We start from the raw sequence: 18942 nt of genomic DNA, 5'->3' as shown, positions 1-18942 counted from the left end.
TGCCGCGACCCACGGGTCGCGGCAGACCCCCAGTCCAGGAGGTTTCCCGTGACGCGGTCATCACCGATCACGGCACCCGCGGCCGACGACCTGCCGCCGTCTCCCCGTCCGGTCGAGCACCGGCCACGGCGCAAGCCGCGCCGGGTCACCGAGCACCCGGTGGCCGGAGCGCTGTTCGTACTGCCGTTCTTCCTCGTCGTCGTGGCGTTTCTGGTCGTGCCACTCGGTTATGCGTTCTGGCTCAGCCTGTCCAGCAAGAGCCTCGCGCTCGGCACCCGGTTCACCGGCATCGGCAACTACGTGCGCGCGTTCACCGATCCGGTGCTGCTGGACGGCCTGCTGCGGGTCGTCCTCTTCGGACTGGTGCAGATCCCCGTCATGCTGGGCATCGCGCTGGCCGGAGCGTTGACGCTCGACGCCGTCACGACCAGGTTCGCCCTGGCGTTCCGGCTCATCGCGTTCATGCCCTACGCCGTGCCGGCCGTCGTCGGCGCGCTCATGTGGGGCTTCCTGTACAGCCGCACGTTCGGTCCGTTCGCGGATCTGCCGACGCTCGTCGGCGGCGACCCGATCGACTTCTTCAGCTCCTCGCTGCTGCTGGTGTCGCTCGGCAACATCGTGACCTGGGCGTGGACCGGTTACAACATGATCATCCTGTACTCGGCGTTGCAGGGCGTGCCGCGCGAGATGTACGAGGCCGCGGTCATCGACGGGGCGACGCCGGTGCAGATCGCGTTGCGGGTCAAGGTTCCCGCGATCAGGCAGGCCATCTCGCTGGCCGTGATCTTCACCGTCATCGGCACCATGCAGTTCTTCACCGAACCGCAGATCATGGCCCGGTTCGCGCCGCAGGTCTCGGCCGGCTACACGCCGAACCTCTACGCCTACAACCAGGCCTTCGCCTACTCGGACTTCAACTACTCGGCCGCACTCTCGTTCGCGCTCGGTTTCCTGGTGTTCGTGGTGGCCTACGCGTTCGTGTTCGTCAGCCGCAGGCGGGGAGCACACTCATGACCAGCGGCACAGCCGGCGACACGACGGCGAAGACCTGGCTTCCACATGTGCTGATGGGCGCGGGCATCCTGTACTTCCTGGTGCCACTGCTCTGGGTGGTCATCGCGGCCACCAAGAGCCAGCCGGACCTGCTCGACAGCCCGGCGCTGTGGTTCGCCGACTTCAACCTGCTGGAGAACATCGAGCAGCTGTTCCACGAGGACGGCGGCGTCTACGGCGGGTGGCTGGTCAACACGGCGTTGTACTCGGGGCTCAGCGCTCTGGGCGCGACCGCGCTCGCCGCCGCCGCGGGCTACGGGCTGGCGCGGTTCACGTTCCTGGGCAAGCGGTTCTTCGAGACCGCGCTGCTCGGCATGATCATGGTGCCGGCCACCGCGCTGGTGCTGCCGACGTACCTGATCCTGTCCGAGCTCGACCTCGTCAACACCATGTGGGCGGTCGTCCTGCCGTCGCTGCTCAGCCCGTTCGGTGCGTACCTGGTCCGCGTCTACGTGGACGAGAGCGTGCCGGCGGAGCTGATCGACGCCGCCCGGATCGACCGGGCGAGCGAGCTGCGCATCTTCTGGCAGATCGTGCTGCCGATGATGCGTCCCGCCCTCGTCACCGTCTTCCTGTTCACCCTGGTCGCGACGTGGAACAACTACTTCCTGCCGCTGGTGATGCTCAGCGACGCCGACCTGTACCCGCTGACCGTCGGACTGACCACCTGGTTCAACACCGCGCAGCAGGACGCCGGGAACCGGATGCTGTTCAACCTCGTCGTCACCGGCTCTCTGCTGGCCATCGTCCCGCTCGTCATCGCCTTCGTCCTGTTGCAGCGCTTCTGGCGCAGCGGGGCGGCGGCAGGCGCTCTGAAGTAGGAGAACCGTGCTCAACGCTTCCCTGGTCCTCAATCCCCACTACGTCATCGCGCCGGTGCGACGCCGGCTCTTCGGGTCGTTCGTCGAACACATGGGCCGCTGCGTCTACACCGGCATCTACGAGCCAGGGCATCCAACCGCCGACGAGGACGGCTTCCGGGGCGACGTGCTGGAACTGACCCGTGAGCTCGGGGTCGAGCTGGTCCGGTATCCCGGCGGCAACTTCGTCTCCGGCTACCGCTGGGAGGACGGCGTCGGCCCGGTCGCCGGGCGGCCGGTGCGCCGCGAGCTCGCGTGGCACAGCCTCGAGACGAACGAGGTCGGCATCGACGAGTTCGTCCGCTGGGCACGCAAGGCCGATGTCGAGGTGATGTACGCGGTGAACCTCGGCACCCGCGGTGTCGCCGAAGCGCTCGACGTGCACGAGTACATGAACCACGAAGGCGGTACGCACCTGTCGGAGCTGCGCAGGGCGAACGGGTCCGAGGCGCCGCACGGGGTGAAGTTGTGGTGCCTGGGCAACGAGCTGGACGGTCCGTGGCAGCTCGGCCACAAGACCGCGCACGAGTACGGACGGCTGGCCGCCGAGACGGCCCGTGCGTTGCGGCAGGCCGAGCCGGACCTGGAACTGGTGGCGTGCGGCAGCTCGAACTCGGCCATGCCCACCTTCGGCGAGTGGGAGTCCATCGTGCTGGAGCTGGCGTACGAGGAGGTGGACCACATCTCCCTGCACGCCTACTACGAGGTGCTGGACGGTGACGTGGACAGCTTCCTCGCCTCCGCGGTGGACATGGACCGGTTCATCGACAGGGTCGTCGCCACGGCGGACGCGGTCGGCGCGCGGCTGAAGAGCGACAAGCGGATCACGTTGTCGTTCGACGAGTGGAACGTCTGGTACATGCAGCGGTTCCACGACACGCCGCGCACCGAGTGGGAGGTCGCGCCGCGGGTCATCGAGGACCAGTACGACGTGAACGACGCGGTCGTCGTCGGCAACCTGCTGATGTCGTTGCTGCGGCACAGCGACCGGGTGGCCGTGGCGTGCCAGGCACAGCTGGTCAACGTGATCGCGCCGATCCGCAGCGAGCCGGGCGGGCCGGCGTGGCGGCAGACGATCTTCCACCCGTTCGCGTTGACCTCGCGGCTGGCGCGCGGGCAGGTGCTGCGGGTGGAGACGTCCTCGCCGGTGTACTCGACCAAGCGCTTCGGTGACGTCCCCGTCGTGGACGCGGTCGCGACGCACGACCCAGGAACGGGCGACACGGTGGTGTTCGCGGTCAACCGGCACCAGACCGAACCGGTGGAGCTCCGTGCGGACCTGTCGGCGTTCGGGGAGGTGGCGGTGGCCGAGGCGTGGTCCGTGCACGACGAGGACGGTGCGGCGACCAACACCGAGGCCGATCCTGACCGTGTCGTCCCACGACCGCGGCAAGCCGACGTCGCCGACGGCGCCCTGCACGTGGTCCTGCCGCCCAGGTCCTGGACCGCCGTCCGCCTCACTGGCGGTCAGTAGCCGACGCGGAAGGTGGCGTCCTGGCGGTCGGCCGCCGCCGACCCGGTCGAGATCGGGTCGATGCGCAGGACGTACCCGGAGTGCCGGATGTGGCGGTCGGGGAAGTTGTGGGAGCGGAACGAGGTCCACGCCGGGTCGGCGAGTCCCGCGACCCGGTGGAAGGTGGCGTCGGCGGCGAAGGTCGCGCTGCCGTCGTTCGCCGCCAGGACGAGCGCGTAGTCGGCGTGGCGCAGGTAGCGGTCCGGGTAGTTGACCGAGCGGAACGAGATGCCGGCCGAGGCCGCCAGGCCCGGGACGAGCTGCCACATCGCGTCCTGGTACGGGTCGAACGGATAGGGGTCGATGCGGGCGGCGTTACCGGAGTGCCGGATGAGGTGATCGGAGAAGTTGTAGGACTTGATCCGGTTCCAGGCGGGCGCACCCCAGCGGTTGACCAGGCCGTTGTACTCGGTCGCGGTGATGCCGCAGATGGTGGGGTGCTTGGCGTTGAGCGGCTGGGTGTACTGGGCCTTGGTCAGCGGCGACCACGAGTCGGTGGCGATGTCGGCAGAGCGCCAGGCGTACAGCTCGCCGTTGACGGGGGAGAACGAGTCGCCCCACAGCCACCATTCGTTGCGGTCGTGGGCCTTCACCACGATCGGGGCCTCGATTCCGCCGCTCACCACGCCGGCGGTGTAGGTGCCCCGGTCGAAGCTGCGCGGGGTGAGCGTGGCGGACCGGGCGCCGTAGAGGCGGCCGTCGCTGAAGCTCTTGTAGTACAGGTAGTTGACCCCGTTGCCGACGTGCACGGTGGCGTCGAGGACGTTGAAGCCGGGGTCGAAGAACAGCTGCGGGGTGCCGACGTTGACGAAGTCCTTGGTGTAGTTGACGTAGAAGGCGTCACGGCCGCCGCTGTTGGCGGAATAGAGGATGCCGTGCTGGTTGCGCGAGGCGTCCCAGAACGCCTCCGGTGCCCACGTGTGGGTCGGCATGGAGTGCATCTTCAGCCTCCGGTACCCGGTGAACGACCGCAGGTCGGCCGAGTCCCAGGCGTGGATGTACTGGTTCTGGCGGGTGAAGTCGGTGCCGGTCAGGTCGGTGGCCAGCACGACGAACCCGCCGTTCTGCTTGCGCATGATGAACGGGTCCCGCAGGCCCCTGGTGCCCGCGGTGGGAGTGGCCACCGGGTTGCCCTGGTTGAGCGGCATCCAGTTCAGGCCGTCGGTGCTCACCGCCAGGTGCAGGGCGTACCGGTCGGCGACCTTGCCGGGCGACTCGGTGAAGTAGCCCATCACGTAGGCGGTGTCACCCGGTGCGGCGAGCGCGGGGAGCCGGTTCGCGCCTGCCAGGGCGACTGAGGCCACTCCACCGGCGAGAAAAGTGCGTCGTTGCAGCACGGACGTCTCCTGTCGGGAGCGGTGGGGGATGGCCGGCGGCGAGGGCCGCCGGCCATCGGAGGGGTGGTCGGTCAGGCCGCGGGTTCGCCGGATGGAGCGGCGAGCTGCGTGCCGAGGCGGACCGGGGTGCCGAAGTTCGGCGTGCCGTCGGAGTTCCAGGTGAATTTCTGGGCACGCGTCGACCGGTTCATGTCACAGCCACCGGAGGCGCTGTCGTTGGCGTGGTAGACGATCCAGTCCTCGGTGCCGTCGGGCGACTTGAAGAACCCGTTGTGGCCGGGGGCGAACACGCCGTTGCCGTCGTTGCGCTGGAACACCGGGTTCGGCGACTTCGTCCAGTGCGACCGGTTGAGCGGGTCGGAGCCGGTGAGCGTGAGCAGTCCCAGCTTGTAGTCGGGACCCCAGCACGCGCTGGCCGAGTACACGATCATCGTCTTCCCGTCGCGGTACAGCGGCTCCGCGCCCTCGTTGACCGCACCCGTCTGCCGCTCCCAGGACAGCGTCGGCTGGCTGATCGTGCGCCGCGCGCCGCTGAGCGTGTAGGGGTTCGACATCGGGGTGATGGTCAGCGACTGGGTGCCGTCCATCGCGCTGCCCATCAGGTACAGCTTGCCGCCGTGCTGCAGGATGCTCGGGTCCAGCTCCCAGGTGTTGCCCAGGTCGGCCTTGAAGCTGTAGGGCCCCATGGGATCGGTGCCGGAGGACTCCAGCACGTGCAGCCGTTGGGTGGGGTTGTAGTCCGGCACGTTCTGCCCGGCGACGTAGTAGAAGTACCAGCGGCCGTTCAGCAGGTGGAACTCCGGTGCCCACATGTTGCAGCACCCGTTCGGGCGGCCTGCCAGGTTGAAGATCACTTGGTCGGCGGCGCTCGACAGCCCGGCGAGGGTGCGCGACCGCCGCATGGTGATCGTGGAGTTCCACGTCGTCGTCGCCAGGTAGTAGTACCCGTTGTGGTACTGCAGCCACGGGTCAGGGCCGTTGCGCTTGATCGGGTTGGTGAACGTTCCCGCCGCCGGAGCGCCCAGCTTCACCAGCTGCCACTGCTGGTTCGCGCCCCCGGTGTCCGGCCACTGCACGACCCTGGCACCGTCGGCGGTGGACCACTCGTAGGTCTCCACGGCCTTGCCGCTGTTGCGGTTGAGGAGCCGCACGTACCCACCGGACGAGTCCGCGAGCCGGAACTGCTGACTGGTCGCGTTGCTGTCGGTCCACTGCACCAGGTCAGCGGCGTCAGCGGTCGAGCCGCCCGAGAACTGAAGGACCTTGTTGCTGTGCCTGGACTTGAGCCGGTAGTAGCCGCCGCCGGAGTCGACGAACTGCCACTGCTGCCACGCCCCGTCGTTGCGCGTGTACTGCGCGATCCGGGCGCCGTCGTTCGTAGCGAGGTCATAGACGTCCATGGCCTTGCCGCTGTTGCGATTGACCAGCACGTACGACGCGTTGGTGTCCACTGTGGCCGCCGACACCGCCGGTGGCAGGGCGGAGGTGATCCCGCCGAGCAACGCGGTGGTGGCGAGCAGGACGAGGGTGGTTCGCCGTCGTTCACGGCGGCTGATGGTCGAGATCATGCTTTTCCCCCTGCGGGCCGCTGCACGGGTGTCGGTTGCGTTCGATCAGCGGACGTAGGGCCAGCCGGCGGAGTCGATCGCCAGCAGGTTGATGCCGAGCAGGGATGCGCCGTTGTCCGCGTAGTAGTGGTAGACCAGCACGTCGCTGTCGCTGTCGGCCAGCACGTCCTGGTGCCCCGGACCGTGGATGCTGCCCTGACCGGCGAGGACCTCGGTGCCGCCGCCGGAGGTCAGCGCCGTGCCGTTGCGGTCGACGTAGGGGCCGGTGACACTGGTGGAGCGGCCGACCATGACGCGGTAGGTGCTGGCGACGCCCTGACAGCAGCGGTCGAACGAGACGAAGAGGTAGTAGTAGCTGCCGCGCTTCACGATGTTCGGCGCCTCGATCGCGCCGCCGTTGCGACCGGCGAGCGCGCGGATCGTGGAGTCGGAACGCAGACCGGTCGACGGGTTGAGCGCGATCATCTTGATGCCGGACCAGAAGGAGCCGAAGCTCAGCCACCAGCGGCCCTGGTCGTCGATGACGAGGTCGGGGTCGATGGCGTTGAAGTTGTCGCTGGTGCGCGACTCGACGACCAGACCGCGGTTGGTCCACGTGCCGGAGTTGCCGCTGGGGCTGGTGGCCAGGAAGATCGCCGATCGGTTCGAGCCGAACGTCGAGGCCGAGTAGTACATCCAGTACTGGCCGCTGCGGTAGGAGATGTCCGGCGCCCAGAGGTTGCGGCTGTTCGCGGTGTAGGTGTTGGCCCATGGCGTGCCGTTGGGGAAGGCGGCGCCGGCGTTGCGGAACGCGGTGCGGTCGGTGGAGGTCTTGAGCGCGATTCCGTTGCCGGTGTGCGCGAGCAGGTAGCTGCCGTCCGAGCGCTTGACGGTACTCGGGTCGTGCACGCCGATGTCACCGGTGACCCGGCCTGGGGCGGGGTAGGCCGCCGACGCGGACGGTGTCACCGCAACGGTGACGGCCAAAGCCAGCAGGGGTATCAGAACGCGTTTCATCGATGAGACCACGATGTCCTCGATTTCTGGCGAGTGGTTGCGGCGGCGCGGGTTCCTGCCGATCCGGAGCGGCGCGGTCTCGGCTGGTGGAGTCGAGCGGTGTCAGCGCAAGCGGAAGAACGTCCGGTGCCGGTGTGGTGATCTGCGCAGGACCAGGACGTCGGCAGCCCGGAAAGTCGTCCGCGGGAGTGAGCCCATGCCTCGCCTCCTCGCGAGCGGGAACCTGAGTGCACCACCGGTCGTGTTCCGGGCTATAACTCCGGATGCGCTTTTAGCACGATATCGAGGACCGGCACGGTCGACAAGACCTTCTGTTATCGCTAACAGCGGTTGTGATGTCGAATTTTTCGACCATGCAAGTTTCGAAACACTGTTGAGCTGCGGAAACTGATGATCAACTAAAACGGGGACGAACTGGCCCGGCGGCGTGATGTTAGCGATCACATCGGCGGGTGCTGTGGGATCTGGCGGCGCCGCGGCTCTCCCGGGCAGGTGCGCACCTGCTCATGCTCGGCAGCTGCTCCGCGGACATCGAAGACCTTGATCGGTTGAGGCCGGTCGCGGTGACGATGTCCCAGACGCCTGCCGACACCGCATCTCGCCACCAGAACAACGCCATCGCCTCGTCGAGCTCGGCGTCCAGGTTGAGTGCTTCGCGTCGAGCGTTGGTGCCACCTCAAGCCGGCGCTGTCCACGTTGTCGCGAGTGCTGACCTTTTCTCGTCGTTCCGGCCAACCGGATTCGTTGCCCAGAGCTGGATGCGTCTGCCGCCGAACCGGGCGAAGGACAGATTTGGCCGTACACCTATGACGCGCTAGGTCGCAAGACGAGCACGCGTGATGACTCTGAGGCCGACCCCCGCAGTCGGAGTGGTTCTACGACACGCTCGCTGATAGCACGATCCTCAAGGGCGTGCCGGCCAGGTCATGCGTCACGGTGATCTCGGCCGGTGCGCCATGCGGCACGTGGGAATCAGGTCGACCACCAACCGCGCGCCACCGCGGTCGACACGGACGCGTCATGGGGAAAGATGGGAGCAAATTGGGAGAAGTCAAGGCGTGGCAACAGGATCAAGCTGCACTCAAGTGCGTCCAACTGTGCCGCCATGACCTGCCGATTCAACGTATCCGCAGGTCACGACATAATCCGATCCACCCTGCGGATCAAGGGGCCGCAGGTTCAAATCCTGTCGTCCCGACGGTCTGAACCAGCCCGCTGATTCTGGATGAAAGCCCAGGTCAGTGGGCTTTTTGGGTGCGAGCAGGCCCCAGCGTCGCAGCGACCAGTGTGCTGGCGTCGATGAGTTAAGCCCCGAGGACGAGCAGCACGCAGATCTCCGCGACCAGCACGACGACGTGGATGGCCAACGCCCAACAGGGCGGCGACGGCGCAGCACCTCGTTCCCCTGCTCCAGCAGCTTGATCGGCGCACACGCCTCACGCAGCTCAGCCGAACCAGCCCGGCTCGCACCGAGCTCGGCGCAGCCACTTGAACAACGTTGTCGGGCGCACCCCGAAATCTTCGGCGATCTGCTCGACCGTCACACCAGGCTCGCGGTCACGAGCGACCCGCACGACATGGCCGCGGAGCTCCTGGAGCGGGGTTTGGACACAGCGACATCCCGCACAACCGTTCTGTCGGTCAGAGGCCGGCGTCTCCGCGATCAACCCAGGGCTTCGGGCTGGTCAGGAACGACGCCAGCACGACCACCACCGAGATTGCTGCGGCGACCCTGAACGCTGTCTGCACTCCAGGAACGTCCGGTGTCCCGCCGGTGACCGACGACAGCGTCACCACGGTCACGAACAGCGCCGTGCCGGCCGCGCCGGCGACCTGCTGGATCGTTGCCAGGATCGCGCTGCCGTGGGAGTACAGGTCGGTGGGCAGGGTGGCCAGCGAGTCGGTCATCAGGGGTGTGAACATCGCGGACAGGGCGGCCGTGACCGCGGTGTAGAGGAGCACGACCTCCCAGATCGAGGATTCGGCGTCGAGGGTCGACATCGTCCACAGCGCCGCGCTCAGCAGGACCGCACCGGATACGACCAGGTACCGGGCGCCGTAGCGGTCGTAAGCACGCCCGATGATCGGGCCGAGGACGCCCATCAGCAGGCCCCCCGGCAGGAGCATCAACCCGGCCACGAACGCACTGCGTTCCTGCACGTTCTGGATGTACAGCGGCAGCAGGATGATCATGCCGAACATCGACATGAACCCGACCATGATCAGCACCAGCGACACCGTGAAGCGCCGATCGGAGAACGGGCGCAGGTCCAGCAGCGCCCGCCCCCGGCGTTGCAGGTGCAGCTGGCGGGCAACGAACGCGACCATCGACACCGCGCCGAGGACCAGTGGCACCCATGGCGGAATCCCATTTCCCGCACCGTGCGCCCTCTCCCCGATCAGCGACAGCCCGAGCACCAGCCCGGCGAACGCCACCGCGGACAGCGGCACGGACAGCACGTCGAGGCGTACCGGGTCGGTGCGCTCGTCACGCAGGCGCAGCCAGATGGCGCCCACCGCGAGCGCTACCAGCGCGATCGGCAGCACGACCCAGAACAGCCAGCGCCAGCCCAGAGTCGAAAGGACCACGCCGGACAGCGTCGGGCCGACGGCCGGCGCCACCGCGGTCACGATCGTGAGCGTGCCCATGGTTTGACCTCGGCGCTCGGCCGGGACCAGGGTCAGGATCGTGGTCATCAGCAGCGGCGTCATCACCGCCGTCCCGCTCGCCTGCACGACCCGCGCTGCCAGCAGCACACCGAAGCCCGGTGCAAGCGCCGCCAGCAGCGTCCCGATCGAGAACAGGCTCATCGCCGTCAGGTAGACCGCCCGTGCGGGGAAGCGCCGCAGCAGGAAGCCGGTGATCGGGATGACCACCGCCATCGTCAGCAGGAAGCCACTGGTCAGCCATTGAGCAGTGCCCGTGGACACCTGCAGTTGGACGATCAGCACCGGCAGTGCGACGCTCATGATCGTCTCGTTCAGGATCATCACGAACACCGAGCCGGCCAGCAGCCAGATCACCAGCCTGGCATTCACCACCGGCTGCGGCGTCGCACCTGTTCCCGGGCCCGCAGGTCCGCCGCCTGGGTTCGACGTGTCAGTCGTGCCGATCTTCGACCCCATGGTCATCCCAACTCTTGTCCACCCTGCACGGCCACTTCCTCAGACCGCTGCTCACTCGGCGAGCGAGGTGCGCATGGTCCAGCGGAAGACCGAGGGCTTGTCCTCGGACACCCGCTCGAAGTGCTCGTGACCGCCGCGGCACGGCAGCTTGATCTTCCCTCGGTCGACGGTGACCTGTTCCGGGATGGTGATGTTCCCCGGACCGCCCTCCAGCACGACGTGGATGTGGTTGCCTTGGTCGAGCGCCTGGATCTGGATGTTCATCGGAACCCTCTGGTTTCTCATAGGACGATCAGTTTCTGGAGCAGGTCCTTGGCGGCGTCCGCGATGACGGTGCCGGGTGGGAAGATCGCCGCCGCTCCGGCCGCGTGCAGCTCGTCGAAGTCCTGTGGCGGGATGACGCCGCCGACGACGATCATGATGTCGGCGCGGTCGAGCTTGGCCAGCTCCTCGCGCAGCGCGGGCACCAGCGTGAGGTGCCCGGCGGCGAGGGAGGAGACGCCGACGATGTGCACGTCGGCCTCGACGGCCTGGCGGGCGACTTCGTCGGGTGTCTGGAACAGCGGGCCGACGTCGACGTCGAAGCCGAGGTCGGCGAACGCCGTGGCGATCACCTTCTGGCCGCGGTCGTGCCCGTCCTGGCCCATCTTGGCGACCAGGATGCGCGGCCGGCGGCCTTCCTGTTCGGCGAACGTGTCGACGACCTCGCGGCAGGCGTCCACGTTGGACACTGGGCCGACCTCCTGCCGGTAGACACCGGAAATGGTGCGGATCTGCGCGGAGTGCCGGCCCCACACCTTGCCCAGCGCCTCGGAGATCTCGCCGACGGTGGCTTTGGCGCGGGCGGCGTTGATCGCCAGCTCCAGCAGGTTGCCCCCGCCGCCTGCCGCGTTCGTCAGGGCGTCGAGGGCACTGTCCACGGCGGACTGGTCGCGTTCTTCGCGGAGGCGGCGCAGTTTCTCCAGTTGCTGTGCGCGCACGCCGGCGTTGTCGACCTTGAGGACCTCGATCTGCTCGTCGCCGGTCACCGGGTACTTGTTGACGCCGATCACGGGTTGGCGGCCGGAGTCGATGCGCGCCTGCGTGCGGGCGGCGGCTTCCTCGATGCGCAGCTTGGGGATGCCCTCGTCGATCGCGCGGGCCATCCCGCCGGCCTTCTCGACCTCGGTGATGTGCCCCCACGCCTTCGCCGCCAGCTCGGCGGTCAGCCGTTCGACGTAGGCGCTGCCACCCCACGGGTCGATCACCCGCGTGGTGCCCGATTCCTGTTGCAGCAGCAGCTGCGTGTTGCGGGCGATGCGGGCGCTGAAGTCGGTGGGCAGTGCGAGCGCTTCGTCGAGTGCGTTGGTGTGCAACGACTGCGTGTGGCCCTGCGTCGCCGCCATCGCTTCGACGCAGGTGCGCGCGACGTTGTTGAACACGTCCTGCGCGGTCAGCGACCAGCCGGATGTCTGGCAGTGGGTGCGCAGGCTGAGCGACTTCTGGCTCTTCGGCTGGAACTCGTTGACCAGCTTCGCCCAGAGCAGGCGCGCGGCCCGCATTTTGGCGATCTCCATGAAGAAGTTCATGCCGATGGCCCAGAAGAAGCTCAGCCGCGGGGCGAACCTGTCGACGTCGAGCCCGGCTGCCTGGCCTGCGCGCAGGTACTCCACGCCGTCGGCGAGGGTGTAGGCGAGTTCCAGGTCGGCGGTCGCGCCCGCTTCCTGCATGTGGTAGCCGGAGATCGAGATGGAGTTGAACTTCGGCATGTGCTCGGAGGTGTGGCTGAAGATGTCGGAGATGATCCGCATCGACGGCTGGGGCGGGTAGATGTAGGTGTTGCGGACCATGAACTCCTTGAGGATGTCGTTCTGGATGGTCCCCGTGAGCTGCTCCGGCCGCACCCCCTGCTCCTGCGCGGCCACCACGAACAGGGCCAGGATCGGCAGCACCGCGCCGTTCATCGTCATCGACACCGACATCTTGTCCAGCGGGATGCCGTCGAACAGGGTGCGCATGTCGTAGATCGAGTCGATCGCCACCCCCGCCATGCCGACGTCACCGGCCACCCGCGGATGGTCCGAGTCGTAGCCGCGGTGCGTGGCCAGGTCGAACGCCACCGACAAGCCCTTCTGACCGGCCGCGAGGTTGCGCCGGTAGAAAGCGTTCGACTCCTCCGCCGTCGAGAACCCCGCGTACTGGCGCACCGTCCACGGCTGGTTGACATACATCGTCGGATATGGGCCGCGCAGGAACGGCGCGACACCGGGATAGGTCCGCAGGAAGTCGAGGCCGTCGAGGTCCTGCGGCCCGTAGACCGGCTTGACCGCGATGCCCTCCGGCGTCTCCCACACGGGCAGATCGGTCTCGTACTTCGCCGACGGGAGCGAGCCGAGGTCGACGTCCGCGAAGTCGGGGATCATCGCTGCACTCCCAGGAGCTCGTAGGTGCTGTTCAGGATCTCCAGCGCCGGACAGCCCGCGTACACGCGGCCGTCGACGTCGGCATCGGTCTTCTTGCCGGCCAGGAGCACCCGTGCCGCACCGGCTTTCCGCAGCGCTTCGACGGTGTCGACGGCCAGTTCGGCGTAGCTGGAGTCGCTGCCGCACACGACCGCGATCTTGGCGCCCGAGCCCCGGAACCGGTCGGCCACCTCGTCGGCGGTCTTCGTCGGGCCCGCGCTCGGGGTGGCGAAACCGCCGGCGTTGAACAGGTTGGCCGCGAACGTGGCGCGTGCGGTGTGGGCGGCGACCGGGCCCAGGGTGGCGAGGAAGACCACGGGGCGTTCGGGCTGGGCGTCGGCGAGGTCGCGCAGCTCCTCGAAGGCCTGTGCATAACGCACCCGCGGCAGCCCGAAACTGTCAGACCCGCCTGAGATGATCGGGATGGGGGGTGCGTCCCCCCTGGGGGCCTGCGAGTCGGTATCGATTCCGAAGGGCGGGGCCGCGGACACCGGGGAGGCCGAGGCAGGCGCGGGTGCGTGGGGCGGGCGGACCACGGGCTTCTCGGCCAGGTCCGGGAACTCGCTGACCCCCGTGATCGGGTCGCTGCGGTCCGCCAGCCGGGCCGACCGCCGCGCCCACGTCTCCGCGATCCGCGAGGCGACCAGCGCAGAGGCGTCCGGCAGCCCACCGGCCCGTTCGAGCTCCTGGAACCACGTCCACGCCGCCACGGCAAGCGACTCGGTCAGCTGCTCCACGTACCAGGACCCCGCCGCCGGGTCGATCACCGCGCCGAGGTGCGACTCCTCCAGCAGCAGGTTCTGCGTGTTGCGCGCGATCCGGCGCGCGAACTCGTCCGGCAGCCCGATCGCCGCGTCGAACGGCTGCACCGTCACCGCGTCGGCACCGCCCAGACCGGCGGCCAGGGTGGCGACGGTGGTGCGCAGCATGTTCACCCACGGATCACGGCGCGTCATCATCGCCGACGACGTCACCGCGTGCTGCACCTGCGGCACGTCCACGCCCGACACCTCAGCCACCCGCGCCCACAACCGGCGCGCCGCACGCAGCTTCGCGATCGTCGCGAACTGGTCCGCCGTGGCCGCGAAGCGGAACTCCAGCTGCGCGAACGCCGACTCGACCGACAGACCACCGGAAACCAGAGCACGCAGGTAGGACACGGCCAAGGCCAGCGACGCACCCAGTTCCTCCGCGTCCGACCCGCCCGCGTCGTGGAACGGCAACGCGTCCACAACGACCGTCCGCAGACCGGGGAACGTGCGGGAAACCCGCGTGATCAAGTCGAGTGCGTCGCCGGTCGGCCTGAGCGCGAGGTTTCCGCGGACGGACTCCGGAGCGATCCGGCCCCACAGCCGCAGCATGGCGACGGCCACCTCCGGCGAGCCGTCCAGCACGATCGGCGCCAGGTCCAGGTGGACGTCCGCCAGCACGGTCTTGAGGGAATCGGCCGGTACGGACAGCCACAACGACGTGACGCCGCCTTCGAGGTCGTTCATCAGCGCGACCGGGTCGGGCACGGCGTGGCGCTGGCGGATGTCCCAGCCCTGCTTCACCGGTGCCAGGCAGGGAAAGCTCGCCGGTGCGTCGGTGTAGAGAGGCTGAACGTCGATGCCGTCGGGTATGCGGGTGATCAGTGAGTCGAAGTCCGCTCCCGACTTGCGGAGCACGGCGTCGACCAGATCGCGCCACTGTCCGTACGACGCTGCTGGGAACTCTGCTGCCAGCTCCATCATGTGTCGAGTCTTTCCACGACTACGGGCTTCGACAACCCCTATCCCACAACGCTTAGGGGTGCCGGGGCCGGTCAGCGCGAGCGGCGTGCGGTGCAGGAGAACCGAGTCCCCAAAGCTTTCGCCGAGATCACGTCCGTATGTCCATTGTGGACTCAATGAACGCGCGTTCGCCGCGATGCACAAAGCCGCCATGCCACACCTGCAGGCGAGCGGCGGCGGGGTGGTCACCGCCTCCAGTGCGGACAGGAGCGCGGGAACCGTTCGAGTGGCTGGGACAACCACTCGAACAGCGCCCGGCCGCCAGACTTCAGACGCTCGCGGTGTTCAGGACGATCGTGCGCGCCGGACACAGGTCCGCCGCCTGGTGGACCGAGTCGTGCAGGTCCTCGGCGGGGTGGTCCTGGAGCACGACGACCAGACCGTTGTCGTCCTGGTCGAACACCTCGGGGCTGACCATGGCGCACTGACCCGCGCCCACGCAGCGGGCACTGTCGGTGGTGACGTGCATCAGGGTGCTCCTCTTGCCGTTCCTCACCAGGTGACGGGAAGTTCGTAGACGCCGTAGACCATCGCGTCGTCCTTGTAGCGCAGCTGGTCGGCGGGTACGGCCAGTTTCAGCCCGGGAATCCGCTGGAGCAGCGTTCCGTAGACGACCTCGAGCTCGACGCGGGCGAGGTTGGCGCCGATGCACTGGTGGATGCCGAAACCGAAGGCCAGGTGGCTGCGGGCCTCCTTGCGGTGGAGGTCGATCACGCCGGGGTCGGGGAACACCGACGCGTCGTGGTTCGCGGCGCCGTTCAGGGCGAGGATGCCGTCGCCGGCCGGGATGGTCACGCCGCCGACCTCGATGTCCTCCAGCGCGACCCTGGCGGTGCCGGAGTCGGAGATCGAGAACGTGCGCAGCAGCTCCTCGATCGCGCCGGGCAGCAGGGACGGGTCAGCGCGCAGCTCCTCGGACAGCCCGGGGTGCTCCAGCAGCGCCAGCACGCCCAGGGAGATCATGTTCGCCGTCGTCTCGTGCCCGCCGACGAGCATCAGCCGGGCCATCGTGACCACGTCGAGGTGGTCGGCGACCTGCTCCACCCGGTTCTTCTCCAGGAACCGGCTGATCAGGTCGTCACCGGGCTCCTTCTCCTTGGCGGTGACCAGCCCGTCGAGGTAGGCGTCCAACGCCTGCACGGCCGCGCCGTACTCGGCCGGGCTCAGCTCGTGGTTCATCATGGCCGCCGACCACTCCTCGAACTGCGCGTGGTCGGCGTAGGGCACGCCGAGCAGTTCGCAGATCACCAGTGACGGCACCGGCAGCGCGAGTGCCGTGACCAGGTCCGCAGGACCGCCTGCCGCGAGCATCGCGTCGATCCGCTCGTCCACGATCTGCTGGATGCGCGGGCGCATCTCACGGACGCGCCGGGCGGTGAACTCGGGGATCAGCATCCGTCGCTGCGCGGTGTGGTCCGGCGGGTCCATCGACAGCATCATCAGCCGCACCTGTGCCAGCAGCTCCGGTGGGATGTGGAACTGGTGCGGGTAGCCGGGCAGCTTGAGGTTCGAGCTGACGCGCGGGTCGCCGAGAACCTGCTTGACGTCGGCGTGCCGGGTGACCAACCACGCGGGTCGTCCGGTGACCTTCACCGTCGCCCGTGAGACGGGTTCACGTTCCCGCAGCTCCGAGTAGGCAGCCGGCTCCTTGAACGGGCATTCGCGGCGCATCGGGAACTGCGGCAGCTCTGGCTCTGCGCCGACGGTGCCGGGGGACTGGAGCGATTCGGTCATGACTGCCTCTCGGAAGGCGTGGGCGGTCTCAGCAGTGGACGGGCAGCTCGTAGACGCCATAGACGATGGCGTCGTCCTTGAAGCGCAGTTCTTCCAGCGGTGCGGCGAGGCGCAACCCCGGCACGCGGCGCAGCAGCGTCGAGTACACGATCTCCAGCTCCATGCGGGCGAGGTTCTGCCCGACGCACTGGTGCACCCCGTAGCCGAAGGCGACGTGGCTGCGCGCTTCGCGCCGCACGTCCAGCCGGTCGGGGTCCTCGAAGACGTTCACGTCGCGGTTCGCGGCGTGGTTGAGCGGCAGGATGCCCTCACCGGCGCGGATGGTGACCCCGCCGAGCTCGATGTCCTCCATCGCCACGCGCGCGGTACCCGCGTCGGAGATGGAGAAGTACCGCAGCAGCTCTTCCACCGCGGTCGTCATCAGCTCCGGCTCGGCGCGCAGTGCGGCGAGCTGGTCGGGGTGCTCCAGCAGGGCGAGCACGCCGAGGGCGATCATGTTGGCCGTCGTCTCGTGCCCGGTGATCAGCATGACCTTGGCCATGCTGGAGAGCTCGGAGTGCGTGACCGACGGGGTCTCCCGGTTGAACGCGATCAGCCGGCTGATCATGTCGTCGCCCGGCTCCGACTCCTTGAGCGTGACCAGCTCGTCGACGTAGCGGTCCAGCTCGTAGTGCGCGCGGCCGCGTTCCTCCTCGCTCAGCTCGTGGCTCATGATCGCCCACGCCCAGGCCTCGAAGCGACCGTGGTCGGCGTAGGGCACGCCGAGCAGTTCGCAGATCACCAGCGAGGGCACCGGCAGCGCGAGCACGGACACCAGGTCCACCGGGCCGTCGCCCGCCTTGGCCAGCAGCTCGTCCACCCGCTCGTCGACGATCTCCTGCACGCGGGTGCGCAGCTGGCGCATCCTGCGCACGCTGAACTCCGGCGTGAGCATGCGCCGCTGCACGGAGTGCTCCGGCGGGTCCAGCGACAGGAAGGTGTGCGGGACCTGCTGGAGGATCTCGTCGGGCACCGGGACCTGGAGCGGGTAGCCGGGCAGCTTGAGGTTCGAGCTCACCCTCGAGTCCGACAGCAGCTTCTTGTACAGGTCGTGCCGGGTCACCAGCCAGGTGTGCTTGCCGTTGACCTTCAGCTTCGCCTTGGAGACGGGCTCGGTCTCGCGCAGTCGCGCGTACTCGGCGGGCGGGCTGAACGGACAGGCCCTGCGCATCGGGAAGTCCGGGAGATCGGAGTCGCCGACCGGTGCGGAGGGGGAGTCGGGGGTAGCCATGGGAGGTCCTCGTCGCTGGGGTAGACGGACGGGATGGCAGCGGTGCACGCCACTGTCCGCAACCTAGGGAGAGGGGGAGAGCGCTCCCACCCCTAATCGCCCCTAGAAACCGCTGTCCGTAGTGAGACGCTTTCGGTTGTGCCGTGAGGGCTTTCCGTTGTGAGCGTTCTCATTTCTGAAGCGAACCACACAGGGGACGCACCTCACGGAGCACCGGAACCCGACCCCGCCGCGTAGGGGCTTTTAGGGGTCGGGGTCGGCGATAGCTTTCGGCTGGAAGTTCGGTCCCCAACGGTCAGCGCGCCATTTTGCCGGTGCCGCGGCCGTTCCAGCGAGTGCTGCCCGAGGAGGTGGTCTTCGTGCCGTTCGGAACCCGTGTCCCCTTGGCCAGCACCAAGGGAACGGTGGCCTTCCGCGACTACCGGACCTGGTACCGCGTGACCGGTGAGCTCGGCGGCGACCGGCCGGCCGTGGTCGCGGTCCACGGTGGACCGGGCAGCACGCACGACTACCTGCTGCCGCTGGCGCGGCTCGCGGACGACGGCTGGCCGGTGGTGCACTACGACCAGCTCGGCAACGGCGGGTCGACGCACCTGCCCGACGCCGATCCGGCGTTCTGGACGGTCGAGCTCTTCCTGGAGGAGCTGGACAACCTGCTGACCGGCCTCGGGATCGCCGACAACTACGTCCTCTTCGGACAGTCGTGGGGCGGTCCGCTGTGCGCGAAGCACGCCGCGGCCGGCCCGGCAGGGCTGCGCGGGCTGGTGGTGGCCAACGCGCCGGCCTCGTACCCGATCTGGTTGCAGGAGATGGCGCGCCTGCGCGCCGACCTGCCGAGGGAGACCCAGGAAGCGTTGCTCCGCCACGAGGCGGCCGGCACCTACGACGACCGGGAGTACCTCGCCGCGATGCGGGTCTTCTACGACCGGCACGTCTGCCGCGCCCGGCCGTGGCCGCGCGACTTCGTCTCCTCGTACATGGAGATCTACAACGACCCCACCGTCTACTACGCGATGAACGGGCCGAACGAGTTCCACGTGATCGGCTCGCTCAAGGACTTCTCGGTCATCGACGACCTCCCCGCGATCGACACCCCGACGCTGCTGCTCAGCGGCCGCTACGACGAGGCGACGCCGACCGTGATGCGGCCCTACGAGGAGCACGTCAAGGGCGCGCGCTGGGAGGTCTTCGAGAACTCCGCGCACCTTCCGCACCTCGAAGAGCCCGAGCTCTTCCACGAGGTGCTCGTCGACTTCCTCAAGGGACTCTGAA

15 protein-coding genes are annotated in these 18942 nt (G+C 68.3%); 4 read left to right on the top strand and 11 right to left on the bottom strand.

Features of this window, described 5'->3' with window-relative positions:
* Positions 1-48 precede the first annotated feature (48 nt).
* Genes ACVDFE_RS35620 through arfA form a run of 3 tightly spaced genes read left to right on the top strand, consistent with a single transcriptional unit; the run spans position 49 to position 3387 of the window.
* Positions 49-1014 carry a carbohydrate ABC transporter permease gene (locus tag ACVDFE_RS35620; RefSeq protein WP_458433545.1) on the top strand — a complete coding sequence of 322 codons (966 nt, stop codon included), beginning with the start codon at positions 49-51 and terminating at the stop codon, positions 1012-1014.
* Positions 1011-1874: a carbohydrate ABC transporter permease gene (locus tag ACVDFE_RS35615; RefSeq protein ID WP_360402084.1), complete on the top strand. Its 864-nt coding sequence runs from the start codon at positions 1011-1013 to the stop codon at positions 1872-1874. The genes ACVDFE_RS35620 and ACVDFE_RS35615 overlap by 4 nt, the downstream gene beginning before the upstream one ends.
* A gap of 7 nt (positions 1875-1881) precedes the next feature.
* Positions 1882-3387, top strand: a complete 1506-nt coding sequence (arfA, locus tag ACVDFE_RS35610) for an arabinosylfuranosidase ArfA (RefSeq protein WP_360402081.1) — start codon at positions 1882-1884, stop codon at positions 3385-3387.
* Here the strand turns inward: arfA and ACVDFE_RS35605 are convergent.
* The 11 genes from ACVDFE_RS35605 to ACVDFE_RS35555 all read right to left on the bottom strand — a co-directional run bounded on the left by ACVDFE_RS35605 (position 3381) and on the right by ACVDFE_RS35555 (position 17670).
* Positions 3381-4763, bottom strand: a complete 1383-nt coding sequence (locus ACVDFE_RS35605) for a glycoside hydrolase family 43 protein (protein WP_458433544.1) — start codon at positions 4761-4763, stop codon at positions 3381-3383. The genes arfA and ACVDFE_RS35605 overlap by 7 nt on opposite strands.
* A 71-nt stretch (positions 4764-4834) precedes the next feature.
* Positions 4835-6331, bottom strand: a complete 1497-nt coding sequence (locus ACVDFE_RS35600) for a family 43 glycosylhydrolase (RefSeq protein ID WP_458433543.1) — start codon at positions 6329-6331, stop codon at positions 4835-4837.
* 45 nt (positions 6332-6376) lie between these two features.
* Entirely contained in the window at positions 6377-7327 is a 951-nt protein-coding gene (locus tag ACVDFE_RS35595; RefSeq protein WP_458433542.1) for an arabinan endo-1,5-alpha-L-arabinosidase, read from the bottom strand.
* Positions 7328-8772: 1445 nt separating this feature from the next.
* The gene (locus tag ACVDFE_RS35590; RefSeq protein ID WP_360402069.1) at positions 8773-8994 is read right to left on the bottom strand and encodes a helix-turn-helix domain-containing protein; all 222 of its coding nucleotides are present in this window, start codon (positions 8992-8994) and stop codon (positions 8773-8775) included.
* Positions 8969-10453: a DHA2 family efflux MFS transporter permease subunit gene (locus ACVDFE_RS35585; protein ID WP_458433541.1), complete on the bottom strand. Its 1485-nt coding sequence runs from the start codon at positions 10451-10453 to the stop codon at positions 8969-8971. Before ACVDFE_RS35585 ends, ACVDFE_RS35590 begins: the two co-directional genes overlap by 26 nt.
* A gap of 51 nt (positions 10454-10504) precedes the next feature.
* Positions 10505-10717: a DUF5988 family protein gene (locus tag ACVDFE_RS35580; RefSeq protein WP_360402063.1), complete on the bottom strand. Its 213-nt coding sequence runs from the start codon at positions 10715-10717 to the stop codon at positions 10505-10507.
* 17 nt (positions 10718-10734) lie between these two features.
* Positions 10735-12855, bottom strand: coding sequence for a methylmalonyl-CoA mutase (scpA, locus tag ACVDFE_RS35575; protein WP_458433540.1), 2121 nt, complete (start codon positions 12853-12855; stop codon positions 10735-10737).
* Positions 12852-14627: a methylmalonyl-CoA mutase family protein gene (locus tag ACVDFE_RS35570; protein ID WP_458433539.1), complete on the bottom strand. Its 1776-nt coding sequence runs from the start codon at positions 14625-14627 to the stop codon at positions 12852-12854. Before ACVDFE_RS35570 ends, scpA begins: the two co-directional genes overlap by 4 nt.
* A 307-nt stretch (positions 14628-14934) precedes the next feature.
* Positions 14935-15135: a ferredoxin gene (locus ACVDFE_RS35565; protein WP_360398867.1), complete on the bottom strand. Its 201-nt coding sequence runs from the start codon at positions 15133-15135 to the stop codon at positions 14935-14937.
* Positions 15136-15158: 23 nt separating this feature from the next.
* On the bottom strand, positions 15159-16400 hold the full coding sequence (locus tag ACVDFE_RS35560) for a cytochrome P450 (RefSeq protein WP_458433538.1): 1242 nt from the start codon (positions 16398-16400) through the stop codon (positions 15159-15161).
* 28 nt (positions 16401-16428) lie between these two features.
* Complete coding sequence (locus tag ACVDFE_RS35555) at positions 16429-17670, bottom strand: cytochrome P450 (protein WP_360398861.1); 1242 nt, start codon at positions 17668-17670, stop codon at positions 16429-16431.
* Between the two features lie 314 nt (positions 17671-17984).
* Here ACVDFE_RS35555 and ACVDFE_RS35550 point away from each other — a divergent pair, with 314 nt between their 5' ends.
* Positions 17985-18941, top strand: a complete 957-nt coding sequence (locus ACVDFE_RS35550) for a proline iminopeptidase-family hydrolase (protein ID WP_458433537.1) — start codon at positions 17985-17987, stop codon at positions 18939-18941.
* Position 18942 lies beyond the last annotated feature (1 nt).

Source organism: Lentzea chajnantorensis (genome assembly GCF_054300775.1).
This window is presented reverse-complemented; position numbering and strand designations above follow the sequence as displayed.